The organism is Rhodococcus sp. GB-02 (assembly GCF_053470465.1).
Window position 1 is genome coordinate 99,103 of record NZ_JBPUKE010000003.1, and the last position, 25,449, is coordinate 124,551.

A 25,449-nucleotide genomic window follows, 5' to 3' on the forward strand; every position below is an offset into this window, starting at 1 on the left:
CGCGATCGAAGTACACGGGTGAACCTCGCATTCTGGTTGTACTGTCGAAGTGTGCAGAGACGAATCATGGGTATCGAGACGGAATTCGGCGTTACCTGCACCTTTCACGGGCACAGGCGACTGAGCCCCGACGAGGTTGCTCGTTACCTCTTCCGTCGTGTCGTGTCGTGGGGTCGCAGCTCCAACGTCTTCCTCCGCAACGGAGCCCGCTTGTACCTGGATGTGGGTTCGCACCCGGAGTACGCGACGGCCGAGTGCGACAGCCTCATCCAGTTGGTCAATCACGACCGAGCCGGTGAGCGTGTGCTCGAAGAACTGCTGATCGACGCCGAGGCGAGACTTGCCGAGGAGGGGATCGGTGGCGACATCTACCTCTTCAAGAACAACACCGACTCGGCCGGAAACTCGTACGGATGCCACGAGAACTTTCTCGTCGCGCGCGCCGGTGAGTTCTCCCGGATTTCGGATGTCTTGTTGCCGTTCCTCGTCACGCGCCAGTTGATCTGCGGCGCCGGCAAGGTGCTGCAGACGCCGAAGGCCGCGACGTTCTGCCTCTCACAGCGTGCGGAACACATCTGGGAAGGTGTCTCGTCGGCGACCACTCGTTCGCGTCCGATCATCAACACCCGCGACGAACCGCATGCGGACGCCGAGAAGTACCGCCGTCTGCACGTGATCGTCGGCGATTCGAACATGGCCGAAACGACGACGATGCTCAAGGTCGGTTCTGCAGCGCTCGTGCTCGAAATGATCGAGGCCGGAGTTTCGTTCCGCGATTTCGCCTTGGACAACCCGATTCGTGCGATCCGCGAGGTCAGCCACGACGTGACCGGCAAGAAGCCTGTCCGCCTCGCTGGTGGTCGTCAGGCCAGTGCTCTCGATATTCAGCGCGAGTACCACTCCAAGGCAGTCGAACATCTGCGTAACCGCGAACCGGACCCGCAGGTCGAGCAGGTTGTCGATCTCTGGGGTCGTACCCTCGACGCCGTCGAGGCTCAGGATTTCGCGAAGGTCGACACGGAGATCGATTGGGTCATCAAGCGCAAGCTGTTCCAGCGCTACCAGGACCGTCACGGCTTCGATCTGTCCGATCCCAAGATCGCGCAGCTCGACTTGGCCTACCACGACATCAAACGTGGCCGCGGCGTCTTCGACGTGCTGCAGCGCAAAGGCTTGGTCAAGCGGGTCACCGAGGACGAGACGATCGACGAGGCCGTCGAGAATCCGCCGCAGACCACCCGCGCCAAGCTGCGTGGCGATTTCATCACCGCAGCCCAGGCAGCCGGCCGGGACTTCACGGTCGACTGGGTTCACCTCAAGCTCAACGATCAGGCGCAAAGGACTGTGCTCTGCAAGGATCCGTTCCGTTCTGTCGACGAGCGTGTCGAGCGTTTGATCGCTTCGATGTAGGTCACTCATTTTCACGATGTACAAGACGGCAGGTCTGTTTGGCGGCGACGCGCCGGGCACGAAAGTGTCCGGCGCGCGTTCGGTTATCGGATAGCCACTAGGATTTCGGCGTGGCGACATCAAAAATCGAGCGGTTGATGAACCTGGTGATCGCATTGCTGTCCACCAGACAGTTCCTCACGGCGGAGAAAATCCGCGACAGTGTGGCCGGGTACAACGATTCCGCGAACTACGAGGCGTTCAGTCGCATGTTCGAGCGCGACAAGAACGAACTTCGTGACCTGGGTGTCCCTTTGGAAACCGGTCTGGCAGGACGGTTCTCGACGGTCGAGGGGTACCGGATCAATCGCAATGCCTACGAGCTTCCGGACGTGGATCTCACCAGCGAGGAATCTGCTGCCGTCGCCGTCGCAGTGCAGTTGTGGGAATCTCCGGAACTAATTTCGGCAGCCCAGAGCGCGCTACTCAAACTCCGAGCGGCCGGCGTGCAGGTCGACGCAGAAGTCAGTGCCGCACCGGTTACTGCGATTCCCGCGCGCACCCGCGGTTCGGAGCCCGCCCTCGGAAAGCTGCTTGCAGCAGTCGACGCCGGCCGAGCAGTTCATTTTCAGCACCGCGGCGCATTGAACGAACCGTTCACCGAGCGCACTGTGGAACCGTGGGGCGTCGTCACTCACAACGGCAAGTGGTACCTGGTTGGGCACGACGTCGACCGTGATGCGGTGAGAACCTTCCGGCTCTCCCGGATCGGTGACGACGTCAGGGAGTTCGGGCCCGCCGGATCGGTCCACAAACCCGAGGGTGTCGATCTTCGCGAGGTCGTCGACCGGGTGACTGGGTCGGGCGTGGTGACCGGGACCGCTACGGTGTGGGTCGCAGACGGTCGCGCACACGAGCTTCGCCGGCTTGCGACGTCGTCGTCCGATCGGCGGTTGACCGATCGCGACGGCAGCGTGCTGTCCATTCCCGTCCGATCCTGGGAGTGGACCGCTCGGTTGATCGCCGGACACGGGGTGGATGCACTGGTGTTGGACCCACCGGATTTGCGTGCGGAGGTCGTCGCGAAGCTGCGCGCCGCGGCGAGCCCAATCGCCGGCAATGACGGACAGGGGGAGAACTGATGAGCAATCGACTGTCATCTCGGTTGGCGCGGCTGCTCAACCTCGTGCCGTACTTCATCGCGAATCCGGGCATCAGTCCCGCCGAGGCTGCCGAGGAACTCGGTGTCAGCACCACTCAACTGATGACCGACCTCAATCAGCTGTGGGTCTGTGGACTGCCCGGGTACGGTCCGGGCGATCTCATCGACTTGTCCTTCTCCGAGGAAAGCATCGAGGTCACGTTCTCGGCCGGAATCGATCGTCCGTTGCGCCTCACCTCCACGGAAGCGACTGCATTACTGATCGCGCTTCGGTCATTGGTGGAAATGCCGGGGATGGTCGATCCGTCTTCGGCCCAGCGCGCTATCGCGAAGATCGAGGACGCAGCAGGCTCGGCCGCGGCGCGAGCCGTCGGCCAAGATCGCAGTACTTCGCCGGCTCCGGATATCGCCGAAGACCCGATCGCCGCGACGGTCAGGGCCGCGCTCGCTGACAAGACCGCCCTTCGATTGACGTATTACTCGGCCTCGCGAGACGCGGTCTCGGAGCGCATCGTCGATCCCGTTCGTATCGTGTTGGTCGACAACTACAGCTACCTCCAGGCCTGGTGTCGCCAGGCCGAGGGCGTGCGGTTGTTCAGATTCGATCGGATCGACGCCGCCGTCCAACTCGACGAACCTGCCGATCCTCCGCCACAAGCCCTCGAGGAGGATTCGAATCTCGAGTTGTTCAGCGGCGACGGTTCGCTTCCGGAAGCTCGGTTGTTCATCACCAAAGAGTGGGTGTGGATGCTCGACTACTACCCGATGGATGTCGTGCACGTGAACGACGACGGGTCGGTCGAGGCGACGATGAGTTTCGGAACTCTCGAATGGATGGCAAGGCTGGTCCTCGGGTTCGGTGAGGGTGTTCGGGTCCTGCATCCGCCGGAACTGGTGTCCGAAGTACACGATCGGGCCGTTGCGGCACTCGACGCGTACGACGTAATCGGTTCGTAAAACTTCGGGAAACTTCACCCTCAGTGAGTTCGCAGGAAACAAACAGGTAAAAGGTAGCTGAAGTAAGTGCTTTGACACCTCCGGGCGCCGGTTGTGTCCGGTAGCATCGAGGAATCTGATCATGGGAGGTCGTTATGGGTGCAATGCAGCCGATGCATTGGCTGATTGTCGCTGTTGTCGTCGTAATTCTGTTCGGGTCGAAGAAGCTTCCCGATGCAGCACGCGGTTTGGGTCGTTCCCTCCGCATCTTCAAGAGCGAAGTCAAGGAAATGCAGAACGACGATGCGGCGCCCGCAAGCGCGCCGGTCGCACAGCCTGCTCCGGCACAGTTGCCGACGGCCAACACCGCGGTGGTCGCAAACGGTGCAGCAGCACCTGTTGCGCAGCCGACCGAAGTCAAGCCGCTCTAGTACACACTGCGTTCTAGCCGGGGTGAAATATTCGTTCACCCCGGTTGTCTGCTGACCAAGACCAGGATGCACAGTGCGTATTCCGTTAGACCCGCGTAACCGCAAGCGGAAGGTCAATCCAGACGGCACCATGTCGTTGGTCGACCACCTGTACGAATTGCGGACTCGTTTGTTGTTCGCATTCCTCGGTGTGATCATCACCACGGCGTTCGGCTTCTTCTGGTACTCACACTCGATACTCGGTCTCGAGAGCCTGGGCGATCTGCTTCGCGGACCGTATTGCGAGCTTCCGTCCGAGAGTCGCGCCAACCTCAGCACCGACGACGCGTGCCGATTGCTGGCGACCGGGCCGTTCGAGCAATTCATGCTGCGATTCAAAGTGGCGCTCACCGCCGGTATCGTCCTTGCCTGCCCGGTGTGGCTGTACCAACTGTGGGCATTCATCACCCCGGGCCTCTACGCAAAGGAACGTCGATACGCGGTCGGATTCGTCACCGCCGGTGCTGCCCTGTTCATTCTCGGCGCGATCCTGGCGTACCTCGTCGTGGCAAAGGCTTTGCACTTCCTCCTGACCATCGGCGACAACGTCCAGATCACCGCGCTCAGTGGTTCGGAGTACTTCGGCTTCATCATCAATCTGCTGCTTATCTTCGGTGTCAGCTTCGAGATTCCGTTGCTCGTGGTCGTACTGAACTTTGCCGGCATTCTGACGTACGAGCGTTTGAAGGCCTGGCGTCGAGGGTTGATCTTCGGGCTGTTCGTTTTTGCCGCAGTTGCTACGCCGGGTTCGGATCCGTTCTCTATGCTGGCGCTCGCATTGGCACTGACGCTTCTCTTCGAGGTCGCGGTCCAGATCGCTCGCCTCAACGACAAACGTAAGGCCAAGCGATCCGGTGAAGACTGGGGCGCAATCTCCGACGAGGAAGCTTCCTCCATCTCGGCTCCGTCCGATCTGAACGAGGCCTTCGACAATCCGACCAAACCCAAGGCCGAACCGAGTGGATTGTTCGGACGTAAGTCCAAGCCCAAAGCTCCGGCCGCGAAGAAATCCGACACCGCCGGCGACAACGCACCAGGCCAGGATTTCACTGACACTCTCTGAGCGCCGTGCCACCACGTCGGCGGCGTGTGAAACCCTGACGAGGTGGTTATGAACAAGAGCGAACTGAGCACATTTGCGTCCAGCCTGAAGTTCGAACTCGATCCATTCCAGGTGAAGGCATGCGTTGCGCTCGAAGCGGGCCACGGTGTCCTTGTCTGCGCACCAACCGGCGCAGGCAAGACCGTGGTCGGCGAGTTCGCTGTCCACCTGGCTCTTGCGGCCGGCCGCAAGTGTTTCTACACGACGCCGATCAAGGCGTTGAGCAATCAGAAGTACGCCGAACTCGTCGAGCGCTACGGCCCCAGCGAAGTCGGCCTACTGACGGGTGATTCGAGCATCAACTCCGACGCACCGGTGGTCGTCATGACCACCGAAGTGCTGCGGAACATGCTCTACGCCAACTCCGAGGCCCTGCGTGGGCTTTCGCACGTCGTCATGGACGAAGTGCATTACCTGGCTGACCGGTTCCGCGGGGCGGTGTGGGAGGAAGTGATCCTGCACCTGTCCGAGGATGTTCGGCTGGTGAGCTTGTCGGCGACCGTGAGCAACGCCGAGGAGTTCGGCGCCTGGATGGAAACCGTCCGCGGCGATACCACCGTGGTCGTGGACGAGACGCGGCCGATCCCGCTGTGGCAGCACATCATGGTCGGTCGACGGATCTTCGATCTCTTCGACAGTCGAAGTCATCCTTCGGCTGGGCCGAAGACAGTACTCGTGGACCAGGATCTGGTTCGCCATGTCAAGCAGCGTCAGGCGCTCGAACGCGTCGAGAGCTGGCAGCCGCGTGGCCGCGGACGGCGTGGCAGCTACCAGAGTTCCAACGATTTCCGGCCCTTGCCGCGACCTGAGGTCATCGCTCAGCTCGATCAGTCCGGACTGCTCCCGGCGATCACTTTCATCTTCAGCCGCGCCGGTTGTGATGCGGCTCTTGCGCAGTGCCTGCGGTCCAGACTCGATCTCACCTCGCCGGAGCAGGTCCGCGAGATCGACACCATCATCGAGAAACACACCGGGGAACTACCCGAGGAAGATCTCGAAGTCCTCGGGTATCGGGACTGGTGCAAGGCACTGCGACGCGGACTGGCATCCCATCACGCTGGCATGCTGCCGGCATTCCGGCAGACAGTCGAGGAACTGTTCGTCAAGGGTCTCGTGCGAGCGGTTTTCGCGACCGAGACGTTGGCCCTCGGTATCAACATGCCGGCACGCACAGTGGTGCTCGAACGCTTGGTCAAGTACAACGGTGAGTCACACGCCGAACTGACACCGGGCGAGTACACGCAGCTGACCGGCCGAGCCGGCCGACGCGGTATCGACGTCGAAGGACACGCTGTGGTCCTGTGGCAGCCCGGGGTCGAGCCGACGGATGTCGCCGGTTTGGCGTCGACGCGGACGTTCCCGCTCCGCAGTTCGTTCCGCCCCTCGTACAACATGTCGATCAACCTCGTCGAGCGCATGGGAGCGGCCGATTCACGCAAGCTGCTCGAGCGTTCCTTTGCACAGTTCCAAGCGGACCGCTCAGTGGTCGGCCTGGTGCGTGGCATCGAGCGGAACGAAGAAGCACTGAAGGGTTTGCAGGAGAAACTCGGTGGTGCAGACGGCGAGTACTTCGAATACGCGTCGTTGCGTGAGCGGCTCAGTGCGCGCGAGCGGGCGCTCGAACGTAAGGGCCGCGAGGATCGCCGCGAAGATGCGGTGGAGTCTCTCCGTGCACTCGCCCGCGGCGACGTGATCGCGATTCCCATCGGTCGTCATTCCGGAGTGGCAGTGGTCCTCGTCCCGGACAACGATCCGAAAGACCCCCGTCCGCTGGTTCTGACTGCCGATCAGTGGGCCGGCCGACTCTCCTCGAGCGATTTTCCGGAAGCAGCCGAGGCTCTGGGAAAGATGCGCCTGCCCAAGCATGTCGATCACCACACCGCCCGGATTCGGCGCGATCTGGCCTCGGCGTTGCGTAGCACCGGAATCAGCGTCCCTCGGCGGAAGAAGCGTCACAAGGCGGGCGCGTCCGAAGACGCCGAGGTCGCTACTTTGCGACGCGCTATTCGCTCGCATCCGTGCCACAGCTGGCCCGATCGCGAACATCTGAGCCGGATCGGTGAGCGCTACAACCGATTGGCCCGCGAAACACAGGCGATGAGGGAAAAGGCCGCGGCCACCACCAACTCGTTGGCGCGCACGTTCGACCGAATCATCGCGCTACTCAAAGAGCGTGAGTACATGACTGCCGAAGCAGCGCCCGAAGTCACCGAATCCGGACGACGACTCAGTCGCATCTATTCGGAAAGCGACCTTCTGGTCGCCGAGTGCCTGCGGACCGGTGCGTGGACAGGTCTCAGCCCGGCCGAACTGGCGGCAGTCGTGTCCTCGGTGGTCTACGAATCACGTCGAGACGGCGACACGGTCGATCGGGTGCCGACAGCGGCACTTCGTCACGCGCTCAACGACACTCAACGACTGTGGAGCGAATTGCGGTCGGACGAGATTCGCCACAAGCTGCCGCCGACGCGCGAACCCGATCTGGGATTCGTCACTGCCGTTTACCACTGGGCTAGTGAAAATTCGCTGGTCGACGCTCTGATCGCAGCCGGAGTGCAAGGCCGCGCGCTGTCTGCGGGTGATTTTGTCCGGTGGTGTCGTCAGGTGATCGATCTCCTCGATCAGGTCCGACTGACATCGACGGATGCCGACGTGGCGAAGACCGCGGCGCGGGCGGTAGCTGCGATTCGTCGCGGGGTAGTTGCTGTCGACGCAGCATGACCGCAACTATGTGGTTTGATTCGCAGACTGGTATTTCGAGTGGGAGGCGAACATGAGCGGGCCTTACGGACCGAACGATCCGAATCGGCAATGGGGTCCTGGTGATCAGCAGCAGCCGAACGAGCAGCAGTGGGGGCAGAATCCTCAGCAGCCGGGTGGTCAACAGCAGCCTGGTCAGCAGCCCGGCCAGCAACAGCCGTGGGGTCAGCCTGGTCAAACACAGCAGCCTGGTCAGCAGCCCGGCCAGCAACAGCCGTGGGGCCAACCTGCCTACGGCCAGCCGGGTGGTCAGCCTGCATACGGTCAGCCGCAGCAGCCTGGACAAGGACAACCCGGCCAGCAGCAGCAGCCGTGGGGACAACCCCAGCAGCAGCCTCCCGCTCAGCCGTGGGGTCAGCCCGGGCAACAGCAGGCACCGGATGCAACCCAGGCATGGGGTCAGCCTCCTGCTGCCGCGCCCCAGCAGGCGTGGGGCGCCGCGGCTCCCGGCCAAGCTCCGGGACAACAGAATCAGTGGAACCAGGCTCAGCCGTTCCCGAGCCCCGGTGCGCCCGGAAACCAGGCAGGTAAGTCGAAGAAGCCCCTGATCTTCGGTGCGATCGGCGTTCTCGTTGTTCTGGCGGCTGTCGTGGTTGCCCTGGTGGTCGGTGTATTCGGCAAGAACACACTCGATCAGAGCGCGGCTCAGGCCGGCGTCGAGAAAATCGTCACCGAGTCCTACGGGGCAAAGAACGTGAGCAATGTTCAGTGCCCCGCGGACCAGGAAGTCAAGTCAGGCAACAAGTTCACCTGCACGCTCTCGATCGCGGGCGTTAAGTCGAACGTGACAGTGACGTTTGTCGACGACAACGGCACGTACGAGGTCAGCCGCCCGAGCTGACGCACTACTGGTCGGAACGGCCTGCCGCCGCCGCCTTCAGCGCGGCGGCAAGCCGGCCGGCCGAGCGTTCGATGTTCAGCGAAGCGGCCACTTCGTCGAAGCGTGCGGGATCGATGGGGGTCGCCGGGAGTCGGTCGTCCTTCGAGAACTGAACGTCCGCGTCGCGAACGACTCGTACCACCGGCAACGCAGCGTCGAGGTATGCCATTGCCTCTGGTGAGGTGAGTTTCGCGCGAATTCCCTTGGCCATATCCGATTCGGGGTCAGCCGCGGCCGCGCGAAGTCCGGCCAGCGAGCCGTAGCGGAGCATCAGCGTCGACGCAGTCTTCTCGCCGACACCCTTGATGCCGGGTAGACCGTCGGAGGCGTCTCCGCGCAGTACCGCGAGTTCGGCGTATGCCTCGCCCGCACGGTCACCGGGTACCCCATACTTCTCGGCGACCTCGACCGGTCCGAACAGTTCCGCCTTGGACAAACCGCGGCCCACGTAGAGGACACGAACGGGCACGTACTCGTCGGTGACGACCTGCAGTAGATCGCGGTCACCACTGACGACGACGGTGAGATCTTCGCGCTCGGTGGCGGCAAGCGTTCCCAGCACGTCGTCGGCTTCGAGTCCGACAGCACCCGCCGTCGCGATACCCGCTGCTGCGAGTACGTCCATGATCATGTCGACCTGAGGTGTCAACGTGTCCGGAACTTCTTCGGACGAACCGTCAGATCCTTCTTCGACGCGATGCGCTTTGTACGTCGGGACGGCGTCGACGCGAAACTGCGGTCGCCAATCCAAGTCCAGGCATACGGCGAGACGACTCGGCTGGTGTTTGGTGATCAGGGACGCCACCATGTCGGTGAAACCGCGCACCGCGTTGACTGGTCTTCCGTCGGGGTCGACGAATGACTCGGGCAGCGCGTAGAACGCACGAAACCACAGGCTGGCACCGTCGAGGAGAAGCAATGGCCCACTCATGGTCACCATCCTGCCAGTCGGCACTAACCTGTAAGCCATGACGTCTCCAGCCGAACAGGATTCCCGATTCTCCAGCGCCGTGTACGGCGCACGTATCGCTCGCGCCGCCGAGTTGGCTCGATCAGCAGGACTCGACGGTCTGGTGGTGACTCCCGGTCCGGATCTTCGGTACCTGACAGGTTCTCGGGCTGACTCGTTCGAGCGTTTGACCGCGCTGGTCATCGCTGCAGAGACCGCGAAGGCGTCGGTCGTACTTCCTCGGTTGGAGTTGGCGTCGTTGAAGGAATCGGCAGTGGGCGACCTCGGGTTGACTGTCCTCGACTGGGTCGACGGTGTTGATCCGTATGCCATTGTGGCGGCGCAACTCCCGGCCGGCGCCAAGGTTGCAGTGACGGATGCGATGCCTGCGCTGCATCTGATCCCGCTCGCAGACACCTTGGGCGCGTTGCCGATCCTTGCCACCGGCGTCTTGCGCGAATTACGGATGGTCAAGGACGACGCCGAAATCGAGGCGTTGCGACGGGCCGGTGCGGCGATCGACCGGGTTCACGCCCGCATGGCCGAGTTCTTGATCGTCGGCCGTACGGAAGCCGAAGTGGGCGAGGCAATTTCCGCGGCGATTCTCGAAGAGGGGCACACCGAGGCCGCGTTCGTGATTGTCGGTTCGGGCCCGCACGGCGCCGACCCGCACCACGAGGTTTCGGACCGGGTGATCGAGAGCGGCGATGTCGTGGTGATCGACATCGGCGGACCGGTCGAGCCCGGGTACAACTCGGACTCCACCCGTACGTACAGCATGGGGCAGCCGTCCGCGGAGGTTGCAGCACAGTTCGCGGTACTCGAGGCGGCGCAACAGGCTGCTGTCGATTCGGTGCGGCCAGGTGTATCCGCAGAATCCGTGGACATTGCCGCCCGTGAAGTTCTTGCCGCACAGGGGCTTGCGGAGGTGTTCGTGCACCGCACCGGTCACGGTATCGGGCTGTCCGTGCACGAGGAGCCGTACATCGTCGAGGGCAACACCATTGAACTCGTCGAAGGTATGGCCTTCAGTATCGAACCGGGAATCTACTTCCGCGGCAATTGGGGCGCCCGTATCGAGGACATCGTCGTCGTGACTGCGGACGGTTGCGAGTCGTTCAACAACCGTCCGCACGGCCTGACTGTCCTCGGCTGATCAGCTTTCCTTGAACGCGGCGGACCCGAGTATGCGTGTGACGTCGATTTCGATGACCACGCGCGCAGGGTTGACCCGTGGCTGGCGGTACCGCTCGGCATAACGCCGAACGGCGTCGGCCACGGAGTCCGCGTCGGTGAGCACGCGTGCCGGCCCCTCGAGCGTGAGCCAGCGGCCGCCGTCGACAGAACTTACTGCGGCGTATCCACCACGCGCTGCGTTGATCGCCTTCTGTGAGCCACCGCCGGTGATCACGCGCGCCTTTCCGGCTTCCTGGTCCCAGGTGAATCCGACGGCCACAACGTGTGGGGTGCCGTTCGGACGCAACGTAGTGAGTGTCGCGAGGTGGTATTCACCGACGAACTTCAGCCCGTCTTCGGTGAGAGTCTGCTGCGACGATGGCGTGGTGGAGGGGGTGAGCGTCATGCCACGACGGTAATCCAGGACACTGGAGCGGTGACTGCGGGTGCGAACGTGAATGACATCGAGACGGTACTGCTCCTCGGCGGACGAAGTGAGATCGGCCTCGAGATCGCGGTCAGGCTCGCGCCGGGCCGCAACATTGTTCTGGCTGCCAGACGCAGCGGCGAGCTGTCGGAGCAGGAGCAGATGCTCAGGAACGCCGGAGCGGTCGGCGTCTCCACCGTCGAGTTCGACGCCGACGCCGTGGACACGCACGGAGACCTCCTGGGCGCCGTAGTCACCGAGCACGGCCGGATTTCGGTTGCAGTGCTGGCTTTCGGAATTCTCGGCGATCAAGCGCGTGCCGAAACCGACGCGGCGCATGCGGTCGCGGTGGTACACACCGACTACGTGGCTCAGATCAGCATCCTCACGCACCTCGCGGAGATCATGCGCCGACAGGGAACCGGAAAGATCGTGGTGTTCTCGTCCGTCGCCGGCGTTCGGGTTCGCCGCGCCAACTACGTGTACGGGAGTGCAAAGGCAGGCTTGGAGGGTTTTGCCAGCGGTCTGGGCGACGCGCTGCACGGTTCGGGCGTCCAATTGATGCTGGTACGGCCGGGATTCGTCATAGGCAACATGACGGAAGGGATGTCGCCAGCCCCGATGTCGAGCACCCCGTCGCAGGTCGCCGACGCCGTCGTACGGGGACTGAACTCCGGGGCGACGCGTGTGTGGGTTCCGCGAATCTTGCAGCCGGTGTTCTTCGTCATGCGGCTTCTGCCTCAGACGATCTGGCGCCGGATGCCGCGATGACCGCGCACCCGGTGGTGATCGTCGGCATCGGCGCCGACGGCTGGGAAGGGCTGTCCGAGAGCGCAAAGGGTGCAGTCCTGGGTGCGGAGGTCCTGATGGGGTCGCCGCGCCAGTTGGAACTGGTCCCGACGACACACCTCGGGGCGCGGCGAGCGCACACCCGGCTGGCGTGGCCGTCTCCGATGATCCCGGCGTTGCCGTCGATGTTCGCCGAGAGCGCCGATCGGCGTGTGTGTGTACTCGCGAGCGGTGACCCGATGTTCCACGGCCTCGGCGTCACGTTGGTTCGGCTGCTCGGCGTGGATAACGTGCGAGTGATCTCCCACCCGTCGTCGGTGGCGTTGGCGAGCGCGCGAATGGGATGGGCGTCGGCCGACATCGAAGTCGTGAGCCTGGTCAACCGAGACTCGGCGACCGTCTTGGCTGCAGTGGCCGACGGTGCGCGCCTGCTGGTTTTGAGCAACGGGCGCTCGACACCGGGTGAGGTGGCTCGTCTGTTGTCCGGAGCGGGTTTCGGTCGATCGATCCTGACCGTACTGGCCCAACTCGGCGGGTCCGAGGAATCGCGGACCGTCACGGTCGCAGACGAGTGGGATCACGCGGACCAGGACGTGGACGCGTTGAACGTTCTGGCCCTCGAGTGCATCTCGGCCGATGATCCATTGCGGCTGACTCGAATCCCGGGACTACCCGATGCAGCGTTTGTCGGCGATGGTCAGATGACCAAGCAGGAGATCCGTGCGCTGACGTTGTGCGCACTCGCGCCGGCGCCGGGAGAGCACCTCTGGGATGTAGGTGGCGGGTCGGGAACCGTGGCCATCGAGTGGATGAGAACCCACCCGCGTTGCACTGCAACAGCATTCGAGAGGGTGGCGAGCCGGGTATCGCAGATCGGTGCCAATGCACTCAATCTCGGTGTGCCTGCGTTGGCAGTGAAAGGGACCGCGCCCGAGGCGTTTGCGGACGAGGTTCGGCGTCCCGATGCGGTGTTTGTCGGCGGCGGCGTCACGCAACCGGGAATGCTCGAAGCGTGCTGGGAGCAGTTGAGCGTGGGCGGGCGTCTGGTTGTCAACGCTGTGACCGCCGAGTCCGAATCGTTGCTGCTCGGCTGGATGAGTCGCCATGGTGGGACGCTGCGACGCTTTCAGGTGCAGCGCGCCGAGCCTTTGGGCGCGTTCAATGTTTGGCGCCCGCAACTTCCGGTGGTCCAATGGTCCGTCACAAAAAGTCAGCCGTCTGCAGACGCGGACACCGATACGCCGGAGGAATCCTCACAATGACCGTTCATTTCATCGGTGCGGGTCCCGGTGCGGCCGATCTGATCACTGTCCGCGCGCAGCGCATCATCGCCGCGAGCCCCGTGTGCCTGTACGCAGGCAGCCTCGTTCCAGCGGAGTTGCTCGAGTGGTGCCCGGTCGGCGCACAGGTCGTGGATACCGCTCGCCTGAGCCTGGACGAGATCACCGCGATTCTTGTCGAAGCGGATTCCGCTGGGCTGGACGTCGCGCGCTTGCATTCCGGTGATCCGTCGATCTTCAGCGCTGTGGCCGAACAGGCCCGTCGTCTGGACGCTGCGGGGGTCGATTTCGACATGGTTCCCGGTGTTCCTGCATTTACTGCGGCAGCAGCCGCGCTGGGGCGCGAGCTGACCGTTCCAGGCGTCTCCCAGACCATTGTTCTCACCCGTGTCTCCACCTTGTCGACGGCAATGCCGGAGGGTGAGGATCTGCTGTCCCTGGGCCGCAGCGGCGCCACGATGGTGGTTCACCTCGGCGCTCATCGCATCGAACAGATCGCATCCGAGTTGGCCGAAAATTATGGCGAAGACTGCCCCGTGGCGGTGGTCGCCTTTGCCTCACGGCCCGAGGAGATCGTTGTTCGAGGCACTTTGAATACGATCGTCGAACTTGTCCATGCAGCCGGCATCACGAAGACCGCCGTTGTAATCGTCGGCCGAGTGTTGACTGCGGAAGGATTTCCGGACAGCTACCTCTACTCGGCAGTGCGTGAGAGAAGCACACACTGACCTCGGCAGGTGTTCGTCGTCGCGTACTCCTACTCGGCGGCACGGGCGAAGGCCGAGTGATCGCGTCTCGGTTGGCAGGTTCAGCTGACCTCGAAGTTGTCACCTCACTGGCCGGCCGGGTACGTGATCCTCGATGGCCCGAGGGGGAAGTGCGCATCGGCGGATTCGGGGGAGCGGAGGGACTCTCGGAGTGGTTGTCGGCCAACGATATTCGCGCGGTCCTCGACGCCACGCATCCCTTTGCCTCTCGCATCACCAGAAATGCATCCGAAGCATGCCTCGCGACTTCCGTTCCGTATGCCATGTACCGACGCCCGCCATGGCGCAAGCAACCCGGTGACACGTGGCTTCCGGTACGCGATCTCGATCACGCCGCAGAATTGGTGCCGACGGTCGGCTCACGCGCTTTTCTGACGATCGGGAGGCAAGGAGTTTCGGCGTTCGACCGTGTGAAGGACGTCTCGTTTCTCGTGCGTTCCATCGATCCGCCTTCAGGGACATTGCCGCCTCATTCGCAATTGCTGCTCGCACGTGGCCCATTCGACGTCGAAGCGGAAGTCGATCTGATGAGAACTCACGGCATCGACGTCGTGATCACCAAGAACAGTGGCGGCGAGCAGACGTACGCAAAGATCGCGGCGGCCAGGCAACTGTCGATCCCGGTGATCGTCGTCGAGCGACCACCGGTCCCGGAGGCGGTCGAGGCATTCGACACCGAAGCCGGGGCTGTGGACTGGCTCAGGGCTTTCGGTAGTGGAACGGTGCCGTGAGGCCGACATTGCGTTCGCTTCAGGTTCGTCTAAGGTTTCGTACCCATACTGGAGGGATGTTGGGATCTTTCGACGCCGCACTGCGGGACCGCGCATGAGAGTGTCGGTTCCCGGAATGAGCCGTCGAAAACCATCGGGAATTCACGTGCGGACACTCCATGCTCGCGTGAAATTGTTGACCGCAGGCCTGGTGGCGATCGCGGTGATCGTGTCGGCGTCGGCGGTGTACATCGTGTTCAACGCGTATTTGCAGGGCAACGTCGACCGGCAACTCGAGCGCACGAGTGATGCGATCACCGACACCGTCAATTTCGGCGGTGTCACACCGGTTCTGGGATTGACGGCCGGCGCGGATACAGCGGTCATCCAGGCAGTGGGGCTTCTCACTGCCGACGGCGCCTTGGTGACGGCAACTCCCGGTCTGCCGCCGTTCAGCACCAGCGCGGACGCCATCAGGTCGATCGCAGACGGCAATTCGTCGCAGACGATCGCAACTGTCGATGCGTATCGAATTCTTGTCGAGCCCTCGGTTGCCGGGCAGACTTTGGTTGTCGCCCAATCCTTGGGGCCGACGCGTTCGGTCCTCAAGCGGCTTGCGGTGGTGTTGGCGGCACTGGGTGCGGCTGGGATCGCGCTGGCATACGCTGCCGGAGATGCAGTGGCTCGCACAGGATTACGGCCGATTTCGCGGCTCACTGCGGCGACGCGGCGAGTTGCCGAAACGGATGATCTTGCGCCGATCCCGGTGACCGGTGACGACGAGTTGGCTTCGTTGACAGTCAGTTTCAATCGGATGCTCGGGACGTTGTCGGAATCGCGGGCACGTCAGAGAAGTCTGATCACCGAAGCGGGCCAGGATCTTCTGGCTCCTTTGACAGCACTTCGCACCAATATCGAATTGTTGATGTCTTTCGATACCAAGTCCGGCGCGATTTCCGAGACAGATGCAACGCAGTTGCGTGAAGAAATCACCGACCAGATGATGGAGTTGACGCTCCTCGTCGGAGAGTTGGTGGACCGTGCGCGGGTTGACGAAAGCACGTTGGGGAGAGGAGATTCCCTCTAAAACGGACGTCTGACCAGCGCCTTTGTTGCATTTGTCATTGAAGCAATGGAAGGAGCGCTGGTAATGTGGGGCAATTGTGAAGTTTTTGGGTATAGCTGGAGTGTGGCGCGAACCATGGGGTTTGCTGGGCGGGGGCCTTTGGAGGACGAGAGGGATTCAGTGGTCAAGCAAGCACGCGCCGAGCTGACTCGGCAGCAAATCGTTGCCGGCGCGGCCGCGCAGTTCGAGAAGACTGGTTACGGCAGCACCAGCATGGCCGACATAGTCTCGGGGGCCGGTACTACCAAGGGCGCGTTGTACTTCCATTTCGCGTCGAAGGACGAGCTCGCGCAATTCATCATTGCCGAACAGCATCGGCTCTCGATCGAATCGGTGCAGGCGATTTCCGCGACGGGCAAGGCCCCGTTGGAACAGATGATCATGCTCACGCACGAAATGGCACGCCAGATTGTCGACGAGCCGATCGTTCGCGCGGGCATTCGTCTCACGCTGGAACTGAGCACGTACGAGGGACCGGTGGAACCGTACGCCGAATGGATCTCGGCAATCACCGATCTCACCGCCAGAGCTCAGGCGGAGGGTGAAATCCGAAAATCGGTCAGCGCAGAATCGTTCGGCAGGTTCATGCCCTCGGCATTCACCGGGGTACAGCTGGTTTCGAATGTTCTCACCCGACGCTCGGACCTTCCGGATCGTGTCGACGAGATGTGGCAGATCCTGCTTCCGGGAATCGTTAGCGACGAACTTTCCGGCGACATCGAGCGGCTCGTCAAGTCGCGGTGGACTCCGGCGGCGGCGTAACCTGCGGGACATGACCGTTACGCGGATTGTTTCGGATCTGTCGAGTAGTTCTCTCGAGGCCGCGCAGCGCTTCTACACCGAAGTGCTGGGCCTCGAAGTGGTGATGGATCACGGGTGGATCGTGACGTTGGCTTCGCCGACGGATCCGTCTTTGCAGATCAGCATCATGACGCACGACGCGCATGCGCCCGTCGTGCCGGATGTCTCCGTCGAGGTGGACGATCTCGACGCAGCGTACGAGGCCGCGGTGCAGCGCGGCGACACGATCGTTTATCCCGTCACCGTGGAGCCGTGGGGTGTGCGCAGATTCTTCGCTGCCGACCCCGACGGTCACGTGATCAACATCCTCAGCCACCGACGCGAGCAATGATGGCGTCCCGCCCGAGAGGACTGACGTACCTCGAGGTGGGCGCAACGTCAGGCGTTCTCCCGGCCGGCTATCACCACGTTCACGAGAGCGCGACCGTCGGATCCGGACGTGGAGATTTCGAGGTCGCGGCTCGTACCGTCCTGGAATGGGGAATGCACCGCGGAGCCGGTTTGACCGTCCGTACGGCCGCCCCGACCGCGGTGGCGGGTCAGGATGCGACTTTCGGACTCGGTCCGGTGACTATCCCAGTTCGGATCGTCTATGTCGTCGACGAACCCAATCGCAAGGGCTTCGCGTACGGAACCCGCGCCGGCCACCCCGAATGCGGGGAGGAGCTGTTCGTCGTCCAGTTCGACGAGGCCAGCCAAGCGGTTCGTATCGAGATCGTCGCGTTCTCCAAGCCTGGAACGTGGTGGGTGCGTCTCGGCGCTCCGATCGGACGTCGAGTTCAGGCGTTTGTGACGCGCCGCTACATCCGTGCCGTCCGCGCGAGCGTCGACCGATCGCGGGTCTGACCGCTCGAAAAATGATTGGACGGGCTTCGGTTCGGGTTGATAGCTTGTCCGAGACCGTGACAACACGCCAGGAGGTGAGACCCATGAACGCAGTAACCATGTGGGTGCTCCCACTCGTGTTCACGGATCGGCGATTGACGTAGGTGTCGCCGGGAGCGCCTCGAATAGGCAATCCCGAAAGGTAACACCATGCAATCCAATTCTCAGACCATCGAATTTACTTCCGAGACAACGCCGAACGGTGCCGTCGAACGTCATTTCGTTCTGGACGACATCACCGGTGTCCTCTGGTCACCCGCATCCGGATCCGTCGGATCACCCCTTCTGCTGTCCGGGCACTCCGGCGGCATGCACAAGAAGGCGCCAGGTCTGGTTGCCAGTGCGCTCCACAGCGTGAGCTCCCACGGGTTCACGGTCGCCGCAATCGATGCGCCCGGACATGGCGACCGGCCGCGGAACACACAGGACGAACAGTGGGTCGAGGCGATCCATCAGGCCCGGGCGGCCCGCGAGCCGATCGCCCCGATCGTCGTCGAGTACAACCGGTCGCTGGCGGAGCGTGCAGTGCCGGAATGGCAGGCGACCCTCGACGCCCTGCAAGCGCTGCCTGAGGTCGACGCCGATGCTCCGATCGGCTTTGGCGGCGTGTCGTTAGGGGTCGTGACCGGGCTGATGTTGGCCCCGGCCGACTCCAGGATCGCTGCCGTGAGCTTCGGTGGAGTTTTTGTGGACAGCTCTCTCCTCGAGGCAGCACGAAAGCTCACGGTCCCGGTCGAGTACCGGATCCCTTGGGACGACAAGGATTACGACCGCACGTCAGGGGTTGCGTTGTTCGATGCCTTCGGCTCGAAGGAGAAGACGCTGCACGCATACTCGGGCAGGCACTATCCGGTGCCCGACTACGAGCGCGACAGTTCGGCTCGGTTCTTCGCTCGCCACCTCGGCGGGAGCAGTGGCGCTCCTGTGAGCTGACGTGAACACGTATCGGCGTCCGACACAGGCCGGACGCCGATACGATCTCGACCAGCTTTCGTTTCTCAGCAAGACCCGATGTAGTGGCGTCAACGTATCCTGCATCGATTTGACCGAAGCTATTCCGATGATCATTTTTGTGGCGCTTGCGATGGTGGTGATCTCGATCCTTTGCTCGCCAGTAGCCGTCCAGCTTGGCCATTTCTGCTGAGGCGCTCCAGGGTGCGCGCTAATCGACCCACCGGACCGTCCCTCGTACTGCCCGCTCAGCGTGACCCCGAGCGGGTTCCGACCGTAAGGTCTGGTATCAATTGCTCCATGAAGAAGACAATTCTGGCTTTGCTTGGGGTTAGCGCGTTTCTGATCTCGGCATGCGGAAGTGCGGATGACACGCACGATGAAGCCACGGCCGAATCGGTGTGTGTATCAGGGATCAAGGATAAGGCTGGCCCCATTGGTGATATCACCGTCGCCGATATTGTCACCGTCGCGGGTAATGACGGGAGCTTTTCTGTCCATGGAAAGTTGACGGGTTCGCTCGATTCCGGAGCGGCAGTTGCTTACGACGTGAGCTGCGTTGCGAAACTAGACGGGAAGTCGCTTGTCTCCAGCGAAGTTTCGTACGTCTCTTCGACCAGTCCCGAAGCTAGCGGTGCTGCCACGACCTCGGCGAAACCTAAATCGGCAACACCAGCACTACCGACGATCGGACAGGCGGTGACCAGTGGCGGCGCGATTATCACGATCAACAGTGTGGTCGAATCGCAGTCGATTACGGCGCAGCCCGAACGATCCATCACGCGCGGCGATTATGCCGAGCAGGCCCCAAGGTCTGGTGGGAAGTTTGTGATCGTTGATACGACGGTTCTCAACGATGGGAAGGTCTCGATGGACCTGACATGTTCGTTCCCGATTCAGAACAAGCTCATCACTGCGGATAAGCGGCAATACGACCCGATTGACGACCTGTACAAGATTCAGGGTAACCCCGAATGCAACGACGGACTACAGCCCGGGTTCGACAGTCGCATGGTCTACGTATACGAAATTCCCACCGCAGCTGTGCCTGCACAGTTTGGGTTCGCTGACATGGAGACCCAGACCTACAACAATTTGACCTTGATCAACGTCGCGAACGCTGGTTAGTGCTCGCAATGGGGCACACGCAACGGGGCACAAATGGAAATTCCGAGGGCTGGCTCGTTTTCAGGTAACAGCAAGAGCTGACGCCTATCTCACCGCAGTAAGGCGCAGGATGGCCCTCGACCATTGGCGCTTACACCTTGAGGTGCAAGTGCCAATGGAACAAGGGATCAGAGTGTTCGATGGCGACAAGTGGTCCTTAGGATCCGCCGGGCGGAACGAACTTGTTCATGATCCAGTTTGATGCTTCGATCTCGTCGAGGATTGTCCGGAGAACTTCGGTGGCTAATGCTCTTGCGGTACCGAGTGTTCGGTCAATACCGAACACCGAACAAGACTGGTGGTAACTCTTCTCGCGTCCGAACTGAGGCGACGACATGTCCCGAATGGTTGTTGCCATGGGTTATGGGCTGCAGCCATGGAAGCTACGTGCTGGTCGTGTGGGCGAAGAGCGCCATCGTGCACGAGGACTTTGGCTGTGTCGGCGGACGTCTACAGAAGGGCGCCGCTGCGGTCGAGCAGATCATCGACACCGTGCAGTCAGTCCGATGTTTCAACCGCGCACCTCCAGTCGCACTTCGCCTACCTGCGGGTATTCGAACCGTCCGATACCTGACCCGGGGGCGGTATTTGAGTGGGCCGATATCGCACGGCGACTGCACCCGACCGGAACTCGTGGCGATCGACGAGCGCGAGCTGGATGCGCTCGCGCAGACCGGCGAGCAACGTCGGTCCGTGTCCAGCGAGGACCGGTTGCACAACGAACTCGTACTCGTCGATCAGGCCCAGGTCTGCCAGCGCCAGGGGGAGCGTCACGCCGCCAACCCACAGACCTTCGCCGGGCTGCTCCTTGAGTCGCTGAACCGCTGGCCCCAAGTCTCCCGGCACCAGCTCGGCATTCCAATCGACCCCGCTCAGCGTGTTCGACACGACGTACTTCTTCGCCTGGTCCATGGCCTCGGCGAACGGGATCTCCCACTCGTCCATCCAGTCAGGCCATGCGCCGGTTGCGGGCCGCCGCCACGCCGACTCCATCATCTCGTAGGTCACCCGGCCGAACAGCAAAGCATCGGCGCGTTCCATCTGGGCGGTCCAGTAGCGCATCGACTCCTCGTCGGGTGGGAGTCCCGCCTCGTGATGGCAGCAGCCGTCGAGGGTGACGTTGATCGAGTATCGAAGTGGTCTCATCTCGTTGTTCTCCCCTGATACGCGCAGAGTGACAGCACCGGACCGTACTCAGACTACTGCCGGGCTGTCGGTGTAGATCAGGTTCGGGAACTGGAGTCACGCGGGGGTCGACCGAACAGTAACCAGACGAGCGCACCGAGTACAGGCACCGCGATCACCAGCGCGCACCACCAGAATTTGGCGCCCGAACGGTCGAAGTCGGTGCGCACGATCGCCACGAGCGCGCTAACCGTGATGAAGATCCATGCAAGTACGAAGGCGGTGAAGGTGACGTCCATCCAAAGCGGAATGGTGGGGTTGTGGATCGATTCGTTCACGCTTCCAGACCACTTTCGACGACTGTGCCTTGATGAAAGTGCACGCTCCATCGATTCTCGGTGAACCGCCAGATGGATGATCGCTCGGTAACCCGATGCGCTTGCGCCAGCCGGTACGTCACCAGATATGTGTCCGGAGCGATCCGGCTCAGCGCTGGCCGGTCAACCCTCCACCCGAGTTCGGCGGCGTCGTTCACCTCGCCGCGGAGGCGTCGGCGCTCAACTACCGACTGCACGTAGTCGCGGGTGTATCGAGCACCCGAGGCTCCGATCTCCCGGAACTCGGGGTCGACGACCGCATCGAACTCGCCTCGTGACATCGCTACTCGAGTTCGGTGAAACAGAGGTTCGAAGTCCATCAACTCGTCGAGGATCGGGCGCAACTCGTGCGGGGTCGTCACGACTGCTCCGAGAACTGCGCCCTCATCTCGATACCTATCTCCGCGTGGCGCAGGAGGAAGGCCTTCTCGTCATACCCCTTGCGCCGCAACCAGAGAGTGACCTCGCTGTTGCATTTGCTTGCATTGCACGAGCGGCACGCCGGTGCGATGTTGTCGAGTGTGTAGCGCCCACCGCGGGAGATCGCCAACACGCAGTCACGCTGCGGCGACTCGTCCAACTCGCCGCAGTACGCGCAGCCACCCCAGGCCGCTTTGAGCGCGGACCACTGCTCGACGGACAGGTCGTGCTCCACCAGATCCATTCGGCGTTTGCGTTTGCGTGCGTATCTGGCTTTCCGGGTCCGGTTGACGGGCATGACGCCATGCTATCGCCGAGTGGTGGTCACTCCGGGTAGCGCCGCGGGGTGAACACCTGACGGCCCGAACCGGTTTCGACGACGGTTGTCATCGACGAGCCAACGATCAGCAGCGTCCGCATGTCGATCTCGGAAGGCTCGAGCTCGCCGAGGGTCACGACCCGAACGGATTCCTCGGTGCCGGCAACATCGCGCCCGATGACAACGGGAGTCTCGGGGGAGCGGTGCTCGAGCACGAGGTCCTTCATGGCTTGGACCTGCCACGTCCGGGACTTCGACGCCGGGTTGTAGACCGCAAATGCCATGTCTGCGGCTGCAACTGCCGAGATACGGCGAGCAACGACATCCCACGGCTTGAGGCGATCAGACAACGAGAGCACCGCATAGTCGTGCCCGAGGGGAGCGCCGACGCGACTGGCGACAGCGTTTGCCGCCGTCATACCGGGAAGGATGCGGACCGGGACGTCGCGCCACTGGTCTTCGGCGGCAACTTCGAGAACTGCTGCAGCCATGGCGAATACGCCGGGATCTCCCGACGAGACGACAGCTACACGGGCGCCGTTCTTCGCCAGGTCCAACGCCATCGCGGCGCGTTCGGCTTCGACGCGGTTGTCGCTGGAATGGCGCCGCTGGCCCGGACGCGTCGGCACGCGATCGACGTAAGGGCCGTAGCCGACGAGGTCGGTTACCAACGAAAGCTCATACGCCACTTCGGGTGTGGTCCAGGCGGTGTCGCCCGGTCCGAGTCCGACCACGACCACCTCGCCGCGGGATTCGGTTGCAGGTCGAGGGTTGTTCGACGGGCTCGGAACGATGGCGATCGAGAAGTACGGAACTCCGTCCGGGTCGACCTCGGCAGCGGATTCGACGCGTTGACGTGTGGTGCTCGCGCGTTCGACGTAGTGCGCTTCATCCAAGCGGCCTGAATCCTCGAGCGATTGCAGGACCGGTGGGAACGTGCGTCCGAGTTTGAGAATGGCTGCGGCGTCGGTTTCCTTGAGCCGCCTGGTCAGCTCGGCCTGCGGCAATGTTCCGGGTAAGATCGTGAGGATTTCTTCACCCTCGACCAGCGGTTTTCCGAGTGCAGCCGATGCCGCGCTGACGGAGGTGACACCGGGAATCACCTCGGCGTCGAAGCGATCGGCCAGCCGCTTGTGCATGTGCATGTAGGAGCTGTAGAAGAGCGGATCGCCGGCAGCGAGCAACGCGACGGTTCGACCGGCCTCGAGGTGAACTGCGAGTCGCTCGGCAGCCGCTTCGTAGAACTCGTCCATCGCGCCCTGATATCCGCCGGGATGGTCAACGGTCTCGGTGGTGACGGGGTAGACGAGGTGTTCTTCGATCTGCCCTTCGCGCATGTACGGCGCTGCAACTGCGCGGGAGATGCTCTTGCCGTGCCGCGCAGAGTGGAACGCGACCACGTCTGCCTCGCCGATGACGCGGGCGGCCTTGACGGTCACCAATTCGGGATCGCCGGGGCCGATACCGACACCCCAGAGCTTGCCTGCACTCATTCGACTTCGCTCGCAATCGCATTGACGACCGCCGCAGTGATTGCGCTGCCGCCGCGTCGGCCGCGGAGCACGAGATGATCGATTCCGCTGGCGTGTTCGATGAGAGCTTCCTTCGACTCGGCAGCGCCGATGAAGCCGACCGGACCTCCGACGATGGCGGCGGGACGGGGTGCTCCGGCTTCGATGAGGTTCAGGAGATGGAACAGCGCGGTGGGTGCGTTTCCGATCGCGACAACAGCGCCCTCGAGCTTGGCTCCCCACAGTTCGAGTGCAGCGGCCGAGCGAGTGTTGTCGATGGTCGACGCCAGCACGGGGACCCGAGGATCGCCGAGGGTGCAGATGACGTCGTTGCCGGCGGGCAGACGCTTGCGCGTGATGCCGGCCGCCACCATCTGGGCGTCGCAGAAGATCGGCGCGCCGTCGCGCAGAGCGGCACGCGCGGCCGAGACGACTCCAGGCGTGAAGGCGACGTCGTCGACGAGATCGACCTGGCCACTTGCGTGAATCATGCGCACTACAGCTTGCGAGACATCCGCCGGGAAACGGCTCAGGTCGGCTTCGGCCCGAATGGTGGCAAAGGACTGGCGATAGATTTCCGCGCCGTCACGGATGTACTCGATCATGTGCCACACGATAGAGGCATCACCGATCGGCCGGATTCACCCGGTAACCGTCACCCGTCGCAATCACATCCGCTACGTCCCCGCGGGGACGTCCGCAGCTGCGGTCGCACCCGGCCCAGTGCTGGCGCCCGACGACGGGCAGTTCTGCCTGCTCTACCGCGGTGATGGCGTCGGTGCGCACATCGGCGAGCGACTTCTCGCATCCTGGGCTTCCGGTGCAGGCGGTGACGTCGAGCCACGGTGAGTTCTCGTCGAAGATCAACCCCATCGGCGCCAACACCCGGACTACCTGCTCGGCAGCCCATTCGTCGAGGTCGAAGATATGCACCGATCGCCACGGCGTCACGACGACGGGTTTGTCGACGGCGGCGAGGAACTCGGCCAGCCGAGCGTCGAGCAGCCCGAATCGCAGGCCGCCGCCCAGGGCAACCGTTCCGTCTCGCTGCTCGAGCCAACCGATGGTGGGCCGTGCATCATGCGTGAGATCTGCCGCGCCGATGGACTCGGCGCTCAGACCCAACTGCTCGAGGGTGCGTTCGATTCCGTCCGGAACCTCGGCCAGGCGCCAGTGCTTGTCGCGGACGTCGAGGAACGATCGAGCCGCCTCGAGGAGCAATTCGACGGCGTCATCTGCATGTACGCGGTGAGTGGTGTGGTGACCGGCGAGCACCAGGGAATGCTCGGTGGCGCTGCGCGCATGGAGGCCGAAATCGCCCCGCAGCCCAGTGATGTCTCCGCGCCCGTCGTCAAGGGTGAACAGGGTTCTCCCCGGCAGATCCGCCAATGCCTGATCCGCTTGGATCGCCGAATCGAGACGGTGGACCAGTTCACGAATGTCGGCGACGCCCCCGATACGGCCGGACAGTGGGGACGCGAGAATGTTGCGTACTCGCTCGTGCGTCGCGGACGGCAGCAGGCCGGCCGAAGCGATTCGCGCCGCGAAGGCTTCGGGGTCCGAGACCGAGCGCAACTGAACATTGCCCCTCGAGGTGAGTTCCATCTGCCCGTTACCCAGATCGCGCGCCGCGTCTGCAAGCGTCTGCAATTGGACCGGGGTGAGGAGACCGCCGGGTAGGCGCACGCGAGCCAGTGCGCCGTCGGCGGCGTGGTGAACTTGCAGTGCACCCGGGCACGCGTCTGGCTGTGAACGGTCCGTGGGCATGGCTCCAGGGTACGACCTGTCATGAGTGCCTTCTGCGGACCGGTAGCATCACCACCACCAGTGACGGCAGTTGAGGAAACCGGTGAAAGTCCGGTGCGGTCGCGCCACTGTAAGTGTTGCTCGAGCGGGACGTGTTTCCGCTCGGAAACACGAGTCAGACCCTCAACCGCCGTCGATGACAGATCTGTGCCACGGGGCGCGAA

At 62.9% G+C, this 25,449-nt stretch carries 27 protein-coding genes and 1 riboswitch; of the genes, 18 read left to right on the top strand and 9 right to left on the bottom strand.

Going from position 1 to position 25,449, the window contains the following annotated elements; all coding sequences use genetic code 11:
* The first annotated feature begins 51 nt into the window (after positions 1-51).
* The 7 genes from pafA (at position 52) to ACSW29_RS21020 (ending at position 8,660) form a co-directional block, all read left to right on the top strand.
* A complete protein-coding gene (pafA, locus tag ACSW29_RS20990) occupies positions 52-1,410 on the top strand; it encodes a Pup--protein ligase (protein WP_230815667.1) in 1,359 nt (452 codons plus the stop codon).
* A 110-nt stretch (positions 1,411-1,520) separates the two neighbouring features.
* Entirely contained in the window at positions 1,521-2,531 is a 1,011-nt protein-coding gene (locus tag ACSW29_RS20995) for a helix-turn-helix transcriptional regulator (RefSeq protein ID WP_230815666.1), read from the top strand.
* On the top strand, positions 2,531-3,508 hold the full coding sequence (locus ACSW29_RS21000; RefSeq protein WP_230815665.1) for a helix-turn-helix transcriptional regulator: 978 nt from the start codon (positions 2,531-2,533) through the stop codon (positions 3,506-3,508). The genes ACSW29_RS20995 and ACSW29_RS21000 overlap by 1 nt, the downstream gene beginning before the upstream one ends.
* A 134-nt stretch (positions 3,509-3,642) precedes the next feature.
* Positions 3,643-3,918, top strand: a complete 276-nt coding sequence (gene tatA / locus ACSW29_RS21005) for a Sec-independent protein translocase subunit TatA (RefSeq protein WP_003944836.1) — start codon at positions 3,643-3,645, stop codon at positions 3,916-3,918.
* A gap of 73 nt (positions 3,919-3,991) precedes the next feature.
* Entirely contained in the window at positions 3,992-5,020 is a 1,029-nt protein-coding gene (gene tatC, locus ACSW29_RS21010) for a twin-arginine translocase subunit TatC (RefSeq protein ID WP_317828070.1), read from the top strand.
* Between the two features lie 48 nt (positions 5,021-5,068).
* Complete coding sequence (locus tag ACSW29_RS21015; protein ID WP_317828069.1) at positions 5,069-7,780, top strand: DEAD/DEAH box helicase; 2,712 nt, start codon at positions 5,069-5,071, stop codon at positions 7,778-7,780.
* A gap of 52 nt (positions 7,781-7,832) precedes the next feature.
* On the top strand, positions 7,833-8,660 hold the full coding sequence (locus tag ACSW29_RS21020; RefSeq protein WP_317828068.1) for a DUF4333 domain-containing protein: 828 nt from the start codon (positions 7,833-7,835) through the stop codon (positions 8,658-8,660).
* A gap of 4 nt (positions 8,661-8,664) precedes the next feature.
* Here the strand turns inward: ACSW29_RS21020 and ACSW29_RS21025 are convergent, their stop codons facing one another.
* Positions 8,665-9,630, bottom strand: a complete 966-nt coding sequence (locus ACSW29_RS21025) for a 5'-3' exonuclease (protein WP_317828067.1) — start codon at positions 9,628-9,630, stop codon at positions 8,665-8,667.
* 37 nt (positions 9,631-9,667) lie between these two features.
* On the opposite strand from ACSW29_RS21025, the gene ACSW29_RS21030 reads away from it, so the two are divergent.
* Positions 9,668-10,804: a M24 family metallopeptidase gene (locus tag ACSW29_RS21030; protein ID WP_448278209.1), complete on the top strand. Its 1,137-nt coding sequence runs from the start codon at positions 9,668-9,670 to the stop codon at positions 10,802-10,804.
* Here ACSW29_RS21030 and ACSW29_RS21035 read toward each other — a convergent pair whose 3' ends face one another.
* Positions 10,805-11,230 carry a PPOX class F420-dependent oxidoreductase gene (locus tag ACSW29_RS21035; protein WP_230815659.1) on the bottom strand — a complete coding sequence of 142 codons (426 nt, stop codon included), beginning with the start codon at positions 11,228-11,230 and terminating at the stop codon, positions 10,805-10,807.
* Between the two features lie 30 nt (positions 11,231-11,260).
* Here ACSW29_RS21035 and ACSW29_RS21040 point away from each other — a divergent pair, with 30 nt between their 5' ends.
* The 10 genes from ACSW29_RS21040 to ACSW29_RS21085 all read left to right on the top strand — a co-directional run bounded on the left by ACSW29_RS21040 (position 11,261) and on the right by ACSW29_RS21085 (position 19,688).
* Complete coding sequence (locus ACSW29_RS21040) at positions 11,261-12,022, top strand: SDR family NAD(P)-dependent oxidoreductase (protein ID WP_448278210.1); 762 nt, start codon at positions 11,261-11,263, stop codon at positions 12,020-12,022.
* Positions 12,019-13,302 carry a precorrin-6y C5,15-methyltransferase (decarboxylating) subunit CbiE gene (cbiE, locus tag ACSW29_RS21045; RefSeq protein ID WP_448278211.1) on the top strand — a complete coding sequence of 428 codons (1,284 nt, stop codon included), beginning with the start codon at positions 12,019-12,021 and terminating at the stop codon, positions 13,300-13,302. Before ACSW29_RS21040 ends, cbiE begins: the two co-directional genes overlap by 4 nt.
* On the top strand, positions 13,299-14,048 hold the full coding sequence (gene cobM / locus ACSW29_RS21050; protein WP_230815656.1) for a precorrin-4 C(11)-methyltransferase: 750 nt from the start codon (positions 13,299-13,301) through the stop codon (positions 14,046-14,048). Before cbiE ends, cobM begins: the two co-directional genes overlap by 4 nt.
* Positions 14,045-14,818: a cobalt-precorrin-6A reductase gene (locus ACSW29_RS21055; RefSeq protein ID WP_448278541.1), complete on the top strand. Its 774-nt coding sequence runs from the start codon at positions 14,045-14,047 to the stop codon at positions 14,816-14,818. The genes cobM and ACSW29_RS21055 overlap by 4 nt, the downstream gene beginning before the upstream one ends.
* Positions 14,819-14,984: 166 nt before the next feature.
* Positions 14,985-15,884: a HAMP domain-containing protein gene (locus ACSW29_RS21060; protein WP_317828063.1), complete on the top strand. Its 900-nt coding sequence runs from the start codon at positions 14,985-14,987 to the stop codon at positions 15,882-15,884.
* Between the two features lie 159 nt (positions 15,885-16,043).
* Positions 16,044-16,685: a ScbR family autoregulator-binding transcription factor gene (locus ACSW29_RS21065; protein WP_448278212.1), complete on the top strand. Its 642-nt coding sequence runs from the start codon at positions 16,044-16,046 to the stop codon at positions 16,683-16,685.
* A gap of 10 nt (positions 16,686-16,695) precedes the next feature.
* Positions 16,696-17,055: a VOC family protein gene (locus ACSW29_RS21070; protein ID WP_230815653.1), complete on the top strand. Its 360-nt coding sequence runs from the start codon at positions 16,696-16,698 to the stop codon at positions 17,053-17,055.
* Entirely contained in the window at positions 17,055-17,570 is a 516-nt protein-coding gene (locus ACSW29_RS21075) for a DUF1990 domain-containing protein (protein ID WP_448278542.1), read from the top strand. The genes ACSW29_RS21070 and ACSW29_RS21075 overlap by 1 nt, the downstream gene beginning before the upstream one ends.
* A 189-nt stretch (positions 17,571-17,759) precedes the next feature.
* Positions 17,760-18,542: an alpha/beta hydrolase gene (locus tag ACSW29_RS21080; protein ID WP_448278213.1), complete on the top strand. Its 783-nt coding sequence runs from the start codon at positions 17,760-17,762 to the stop codon at positions 18,540-18,542.
* A 318-nt stretch (positions 18,543-18,860) separates the two neighbouring features.
* A complete protein-coding gene (locus ACSW29_RS21085; RefSeq protein WP_448278214.1) occupies positions 18,861-19,688 on the top strand; it encodes a DUF4352 domain-containing protein in 828 nt (275 codons plus the stop codon).
* 579 nt (positions 19,689-20,267) lie between these two features.
* On the opposite strand, the gene ACSW29_RS21090 is transcribed toward ACSW29_RS21085, so the two are convergent.
* From ACSW29_RS21090 to cobG, 7 genes are all read right to left on the bottom strand, one after another.
* Positions 20,268-20,873 (bottom strand): dihydrofolate reductase family protein, encoded by a 606-nt coding sequence (locus ACSW29_RS21090; RefSeq protein ID WP_448278215.1) that lies wholly within the window; start codon positions 20,871-20,873, stop codon positions 20,268-20,270.
* A 77-nt stretch (positions 20,874-20,950) separates the two neighbouring features.
* Positions 20,951-21,190 (bottom strand): PLDc N-terminal domain-containing protein, encoded by a 240-nt coding sequence (locus ACSW29_RS21095; RefSeq protein WP_448278216.1) that lies wholly within the window; start codon positions 21,188-21,190, stop codon positions 20,951-20,953.
* A complete protein-coding gene (locus ACSW29_RS21100; RefSeq protein ID WP_448278217.1) occupies positions 21,187-21,591 on the bottom strand; it encodes a nuclear transport factor 2 family protein in 405 nt (134 codons plus the stop codon). The genes ACSW29_RS21095 and ACSW29_RS21100 overlap by 4 nt, the downstream gene beginning before the upstream one ends.
* Positions 21,588-21,947 (bottom strand): HNH endonuclease, encoded by a 360-nt coding sequence (locus ACSW29_RS21105; RefSeq protein ID WP_230815647.1) that lies wholly within the window; start codon positions 21,945-21,947, stop codon positions 21,588-21,590. Before ACSW29_RS21105 ends, ACSW29_RS21100 begins: the two co-directional genes overlap by 4 nt.
* Positions 21,948-21,973: 26 nt before the next feature.
* Positions 21,974-23,461, bottom strand: a complete 1,488-nt coding sequence (gene cobJ / locus ACSW29_RS21110; protein WP_448278218.1) for a precorrin-3B C(17)-methyltransferase — start codon at positions 23,459-23,461, stop codon at positions 21,974-21,976.
* On the bottom strand, positions 23,458-24,084 hold the full coding sequence (locus ACSW29_RS21115; RefSeq protein WP_007729839.1) for a precorrin-8X methylmutase: 627 nt from the start codon (positions 24,082-24,084) through the stop codon (positions 23,458-23,460). The genes cobJ and ACSW29_RS21115 overlap by 4 nt, the downstream gene beginning before the upstream one ends.
* A 19-nt stretch (positions 24,085-24,103) precedes the next feature.
* A complete protein-coding gene (gene cobG, locus ACSW29_RS21120) occupies positions 24,104-25,246 on the bottom strand; it encodes a precorrin-3B synthase (RefSeq protein ID WP_230815645.1) in 1,143 nt (380 codons plus the stop codon).
* 51 nt (positions 25,247-25,297) lie between these two features.
* Positions 25,298-25,430, top strand: a riboswitch (cobalamin riboswitch).
* The last annotated feature ends 19 nt before the right edge of the window (positions 25,431-25,449 follow it).

Excerpts from the sequence above, each read along its gene's own strand:
- ACSW29_RS21000 (WP_230815665.1), top strand. The coding sequence starts at position 2,531 with ATGAGCAATCGACTGTCATCTCGGTTGGCGCGGCTGCTCAACCTCGTG.
- tatA (WP_003944836.1), top strand. The coding sequence starts at position 3,643 with ATGGGTGCAATGCAGCCGATGCATTGGCTGATTGTCGCTGTTGTCGTC.
- ACSW29_RS21015 (WP_317828069.1), top strand. The coding sequence starts at position 5,069 with ATGAACAAGAGCGAACTGAGCACATTTGCGTCCAGCCTGAAGTTCGAA.
- ACSW29_RS21020 (WP_317828068.1), top strand. The coding sequence starts at position 7,833 with ATGAGCGGGCCTTACGGACCGAACGATCCGAATCGGCAATGGGGTCCT.
- ACSW29_RS21025 (WP_317828067.1), bottom strand. The coding sequence starts at position 9,630 with ATGAGTGGGCCATTGCTTCTCCTCGACGGTGCCAGCCTGTGGTTTCGT.
- ACSW29_RS21030 (WP_448278209.1), top strand. The coding sequence starts at position 9,668 with ATGACGTCTCCAGCCGAACAGGATTCCCGATTCTCCAGCGCCGTGTAC.
- ACSW29_RS21035 (WP_230815659.1), bottom strand. The coding sequence starts at position 11,230 with ATGACGCTCACCCCCTCCACCACGCCATCGTCGCAGCAGACTCTCACC.
- cbiE (WP_448278211.1), top strand. The coding sequence starts at position 12,019 with ATGACCGCGCACCCGGTGGTGATCGTCGGCATCGGCGCCGACGGCTGG.
- cobM (WP_230815656.1), top strand. The coding sequence starts at position 13,299 with ATGACCGTTCATTTCATCGGTGCGGGTCCCGGTGCGGCCGATCTGATC.
- ACSW29_RS21070 (WP_230815653.1), top strand. The coding sequence starts at position 16,696 with ATGACCGTTACGCGGATTGTTTCGGATCTGTCGAGTAGTTCTCTCGAG.
- ACSW29_RS21075 (WP_448278542.1), top strand. The coding sequence starts at position 17,055 with ATGGCGTCCCGCCCGAGAGGACTGACGTACCTCGAGGTGGGCGCAACG.
- ACSW29_RS21080 (WP_448278213.1), top strand. The coding sequence starts at position 17,760 with ATGCAATCCAATTCTCAGACCATCGAATTTACTTCCGAGACAACGCCG.
- ACSW29_RS21085 (WP_448278214.1), top strand. The coding sequence starts at position 18,861 with ATGAAGAAGACAATTCTGGCTTTGCTTGGGGTTAGCGCGTTTCTGATC.
- ACSW29_RS21090 (WP_448278215.1), bottom strand. The coding sequence starts at position 20,873 with ATGAGACCACTTCGATACTCGATCAACGTCACCCTCGACGGCTGCTGC.
- ACSW29_RS21105 (WP_230815647.1), bottom strand. The coding sequence starts at position 21,947 with ATGCCCGTCAACCGGACCCGGAAAGCCAGATACGCACGCAAACGCAAA.
- cobJ (WP_448278218.1), bottom strand. The coding sequence starts at position 23,461 with ATGAGTGCAGGCAAGCTCTGGGGTGTCGGTATCGGCCCCGGCGATCCC.
- ACSW29_RS21115 (WP_007729839.1), bottom strand. The coding sequence starts at position 24,084 with ATGATCGAGTACATCCGTGACGGCGCGGAAATCTATCGCCAGTCCTTT.
- cobG (WP_230815645.1), bottom strand. The coding sequence starts at position 25,246 with ATGCCCACGGACCGTTCACAGCCAGACGCGTGCCCGGGTGCACTGCAA.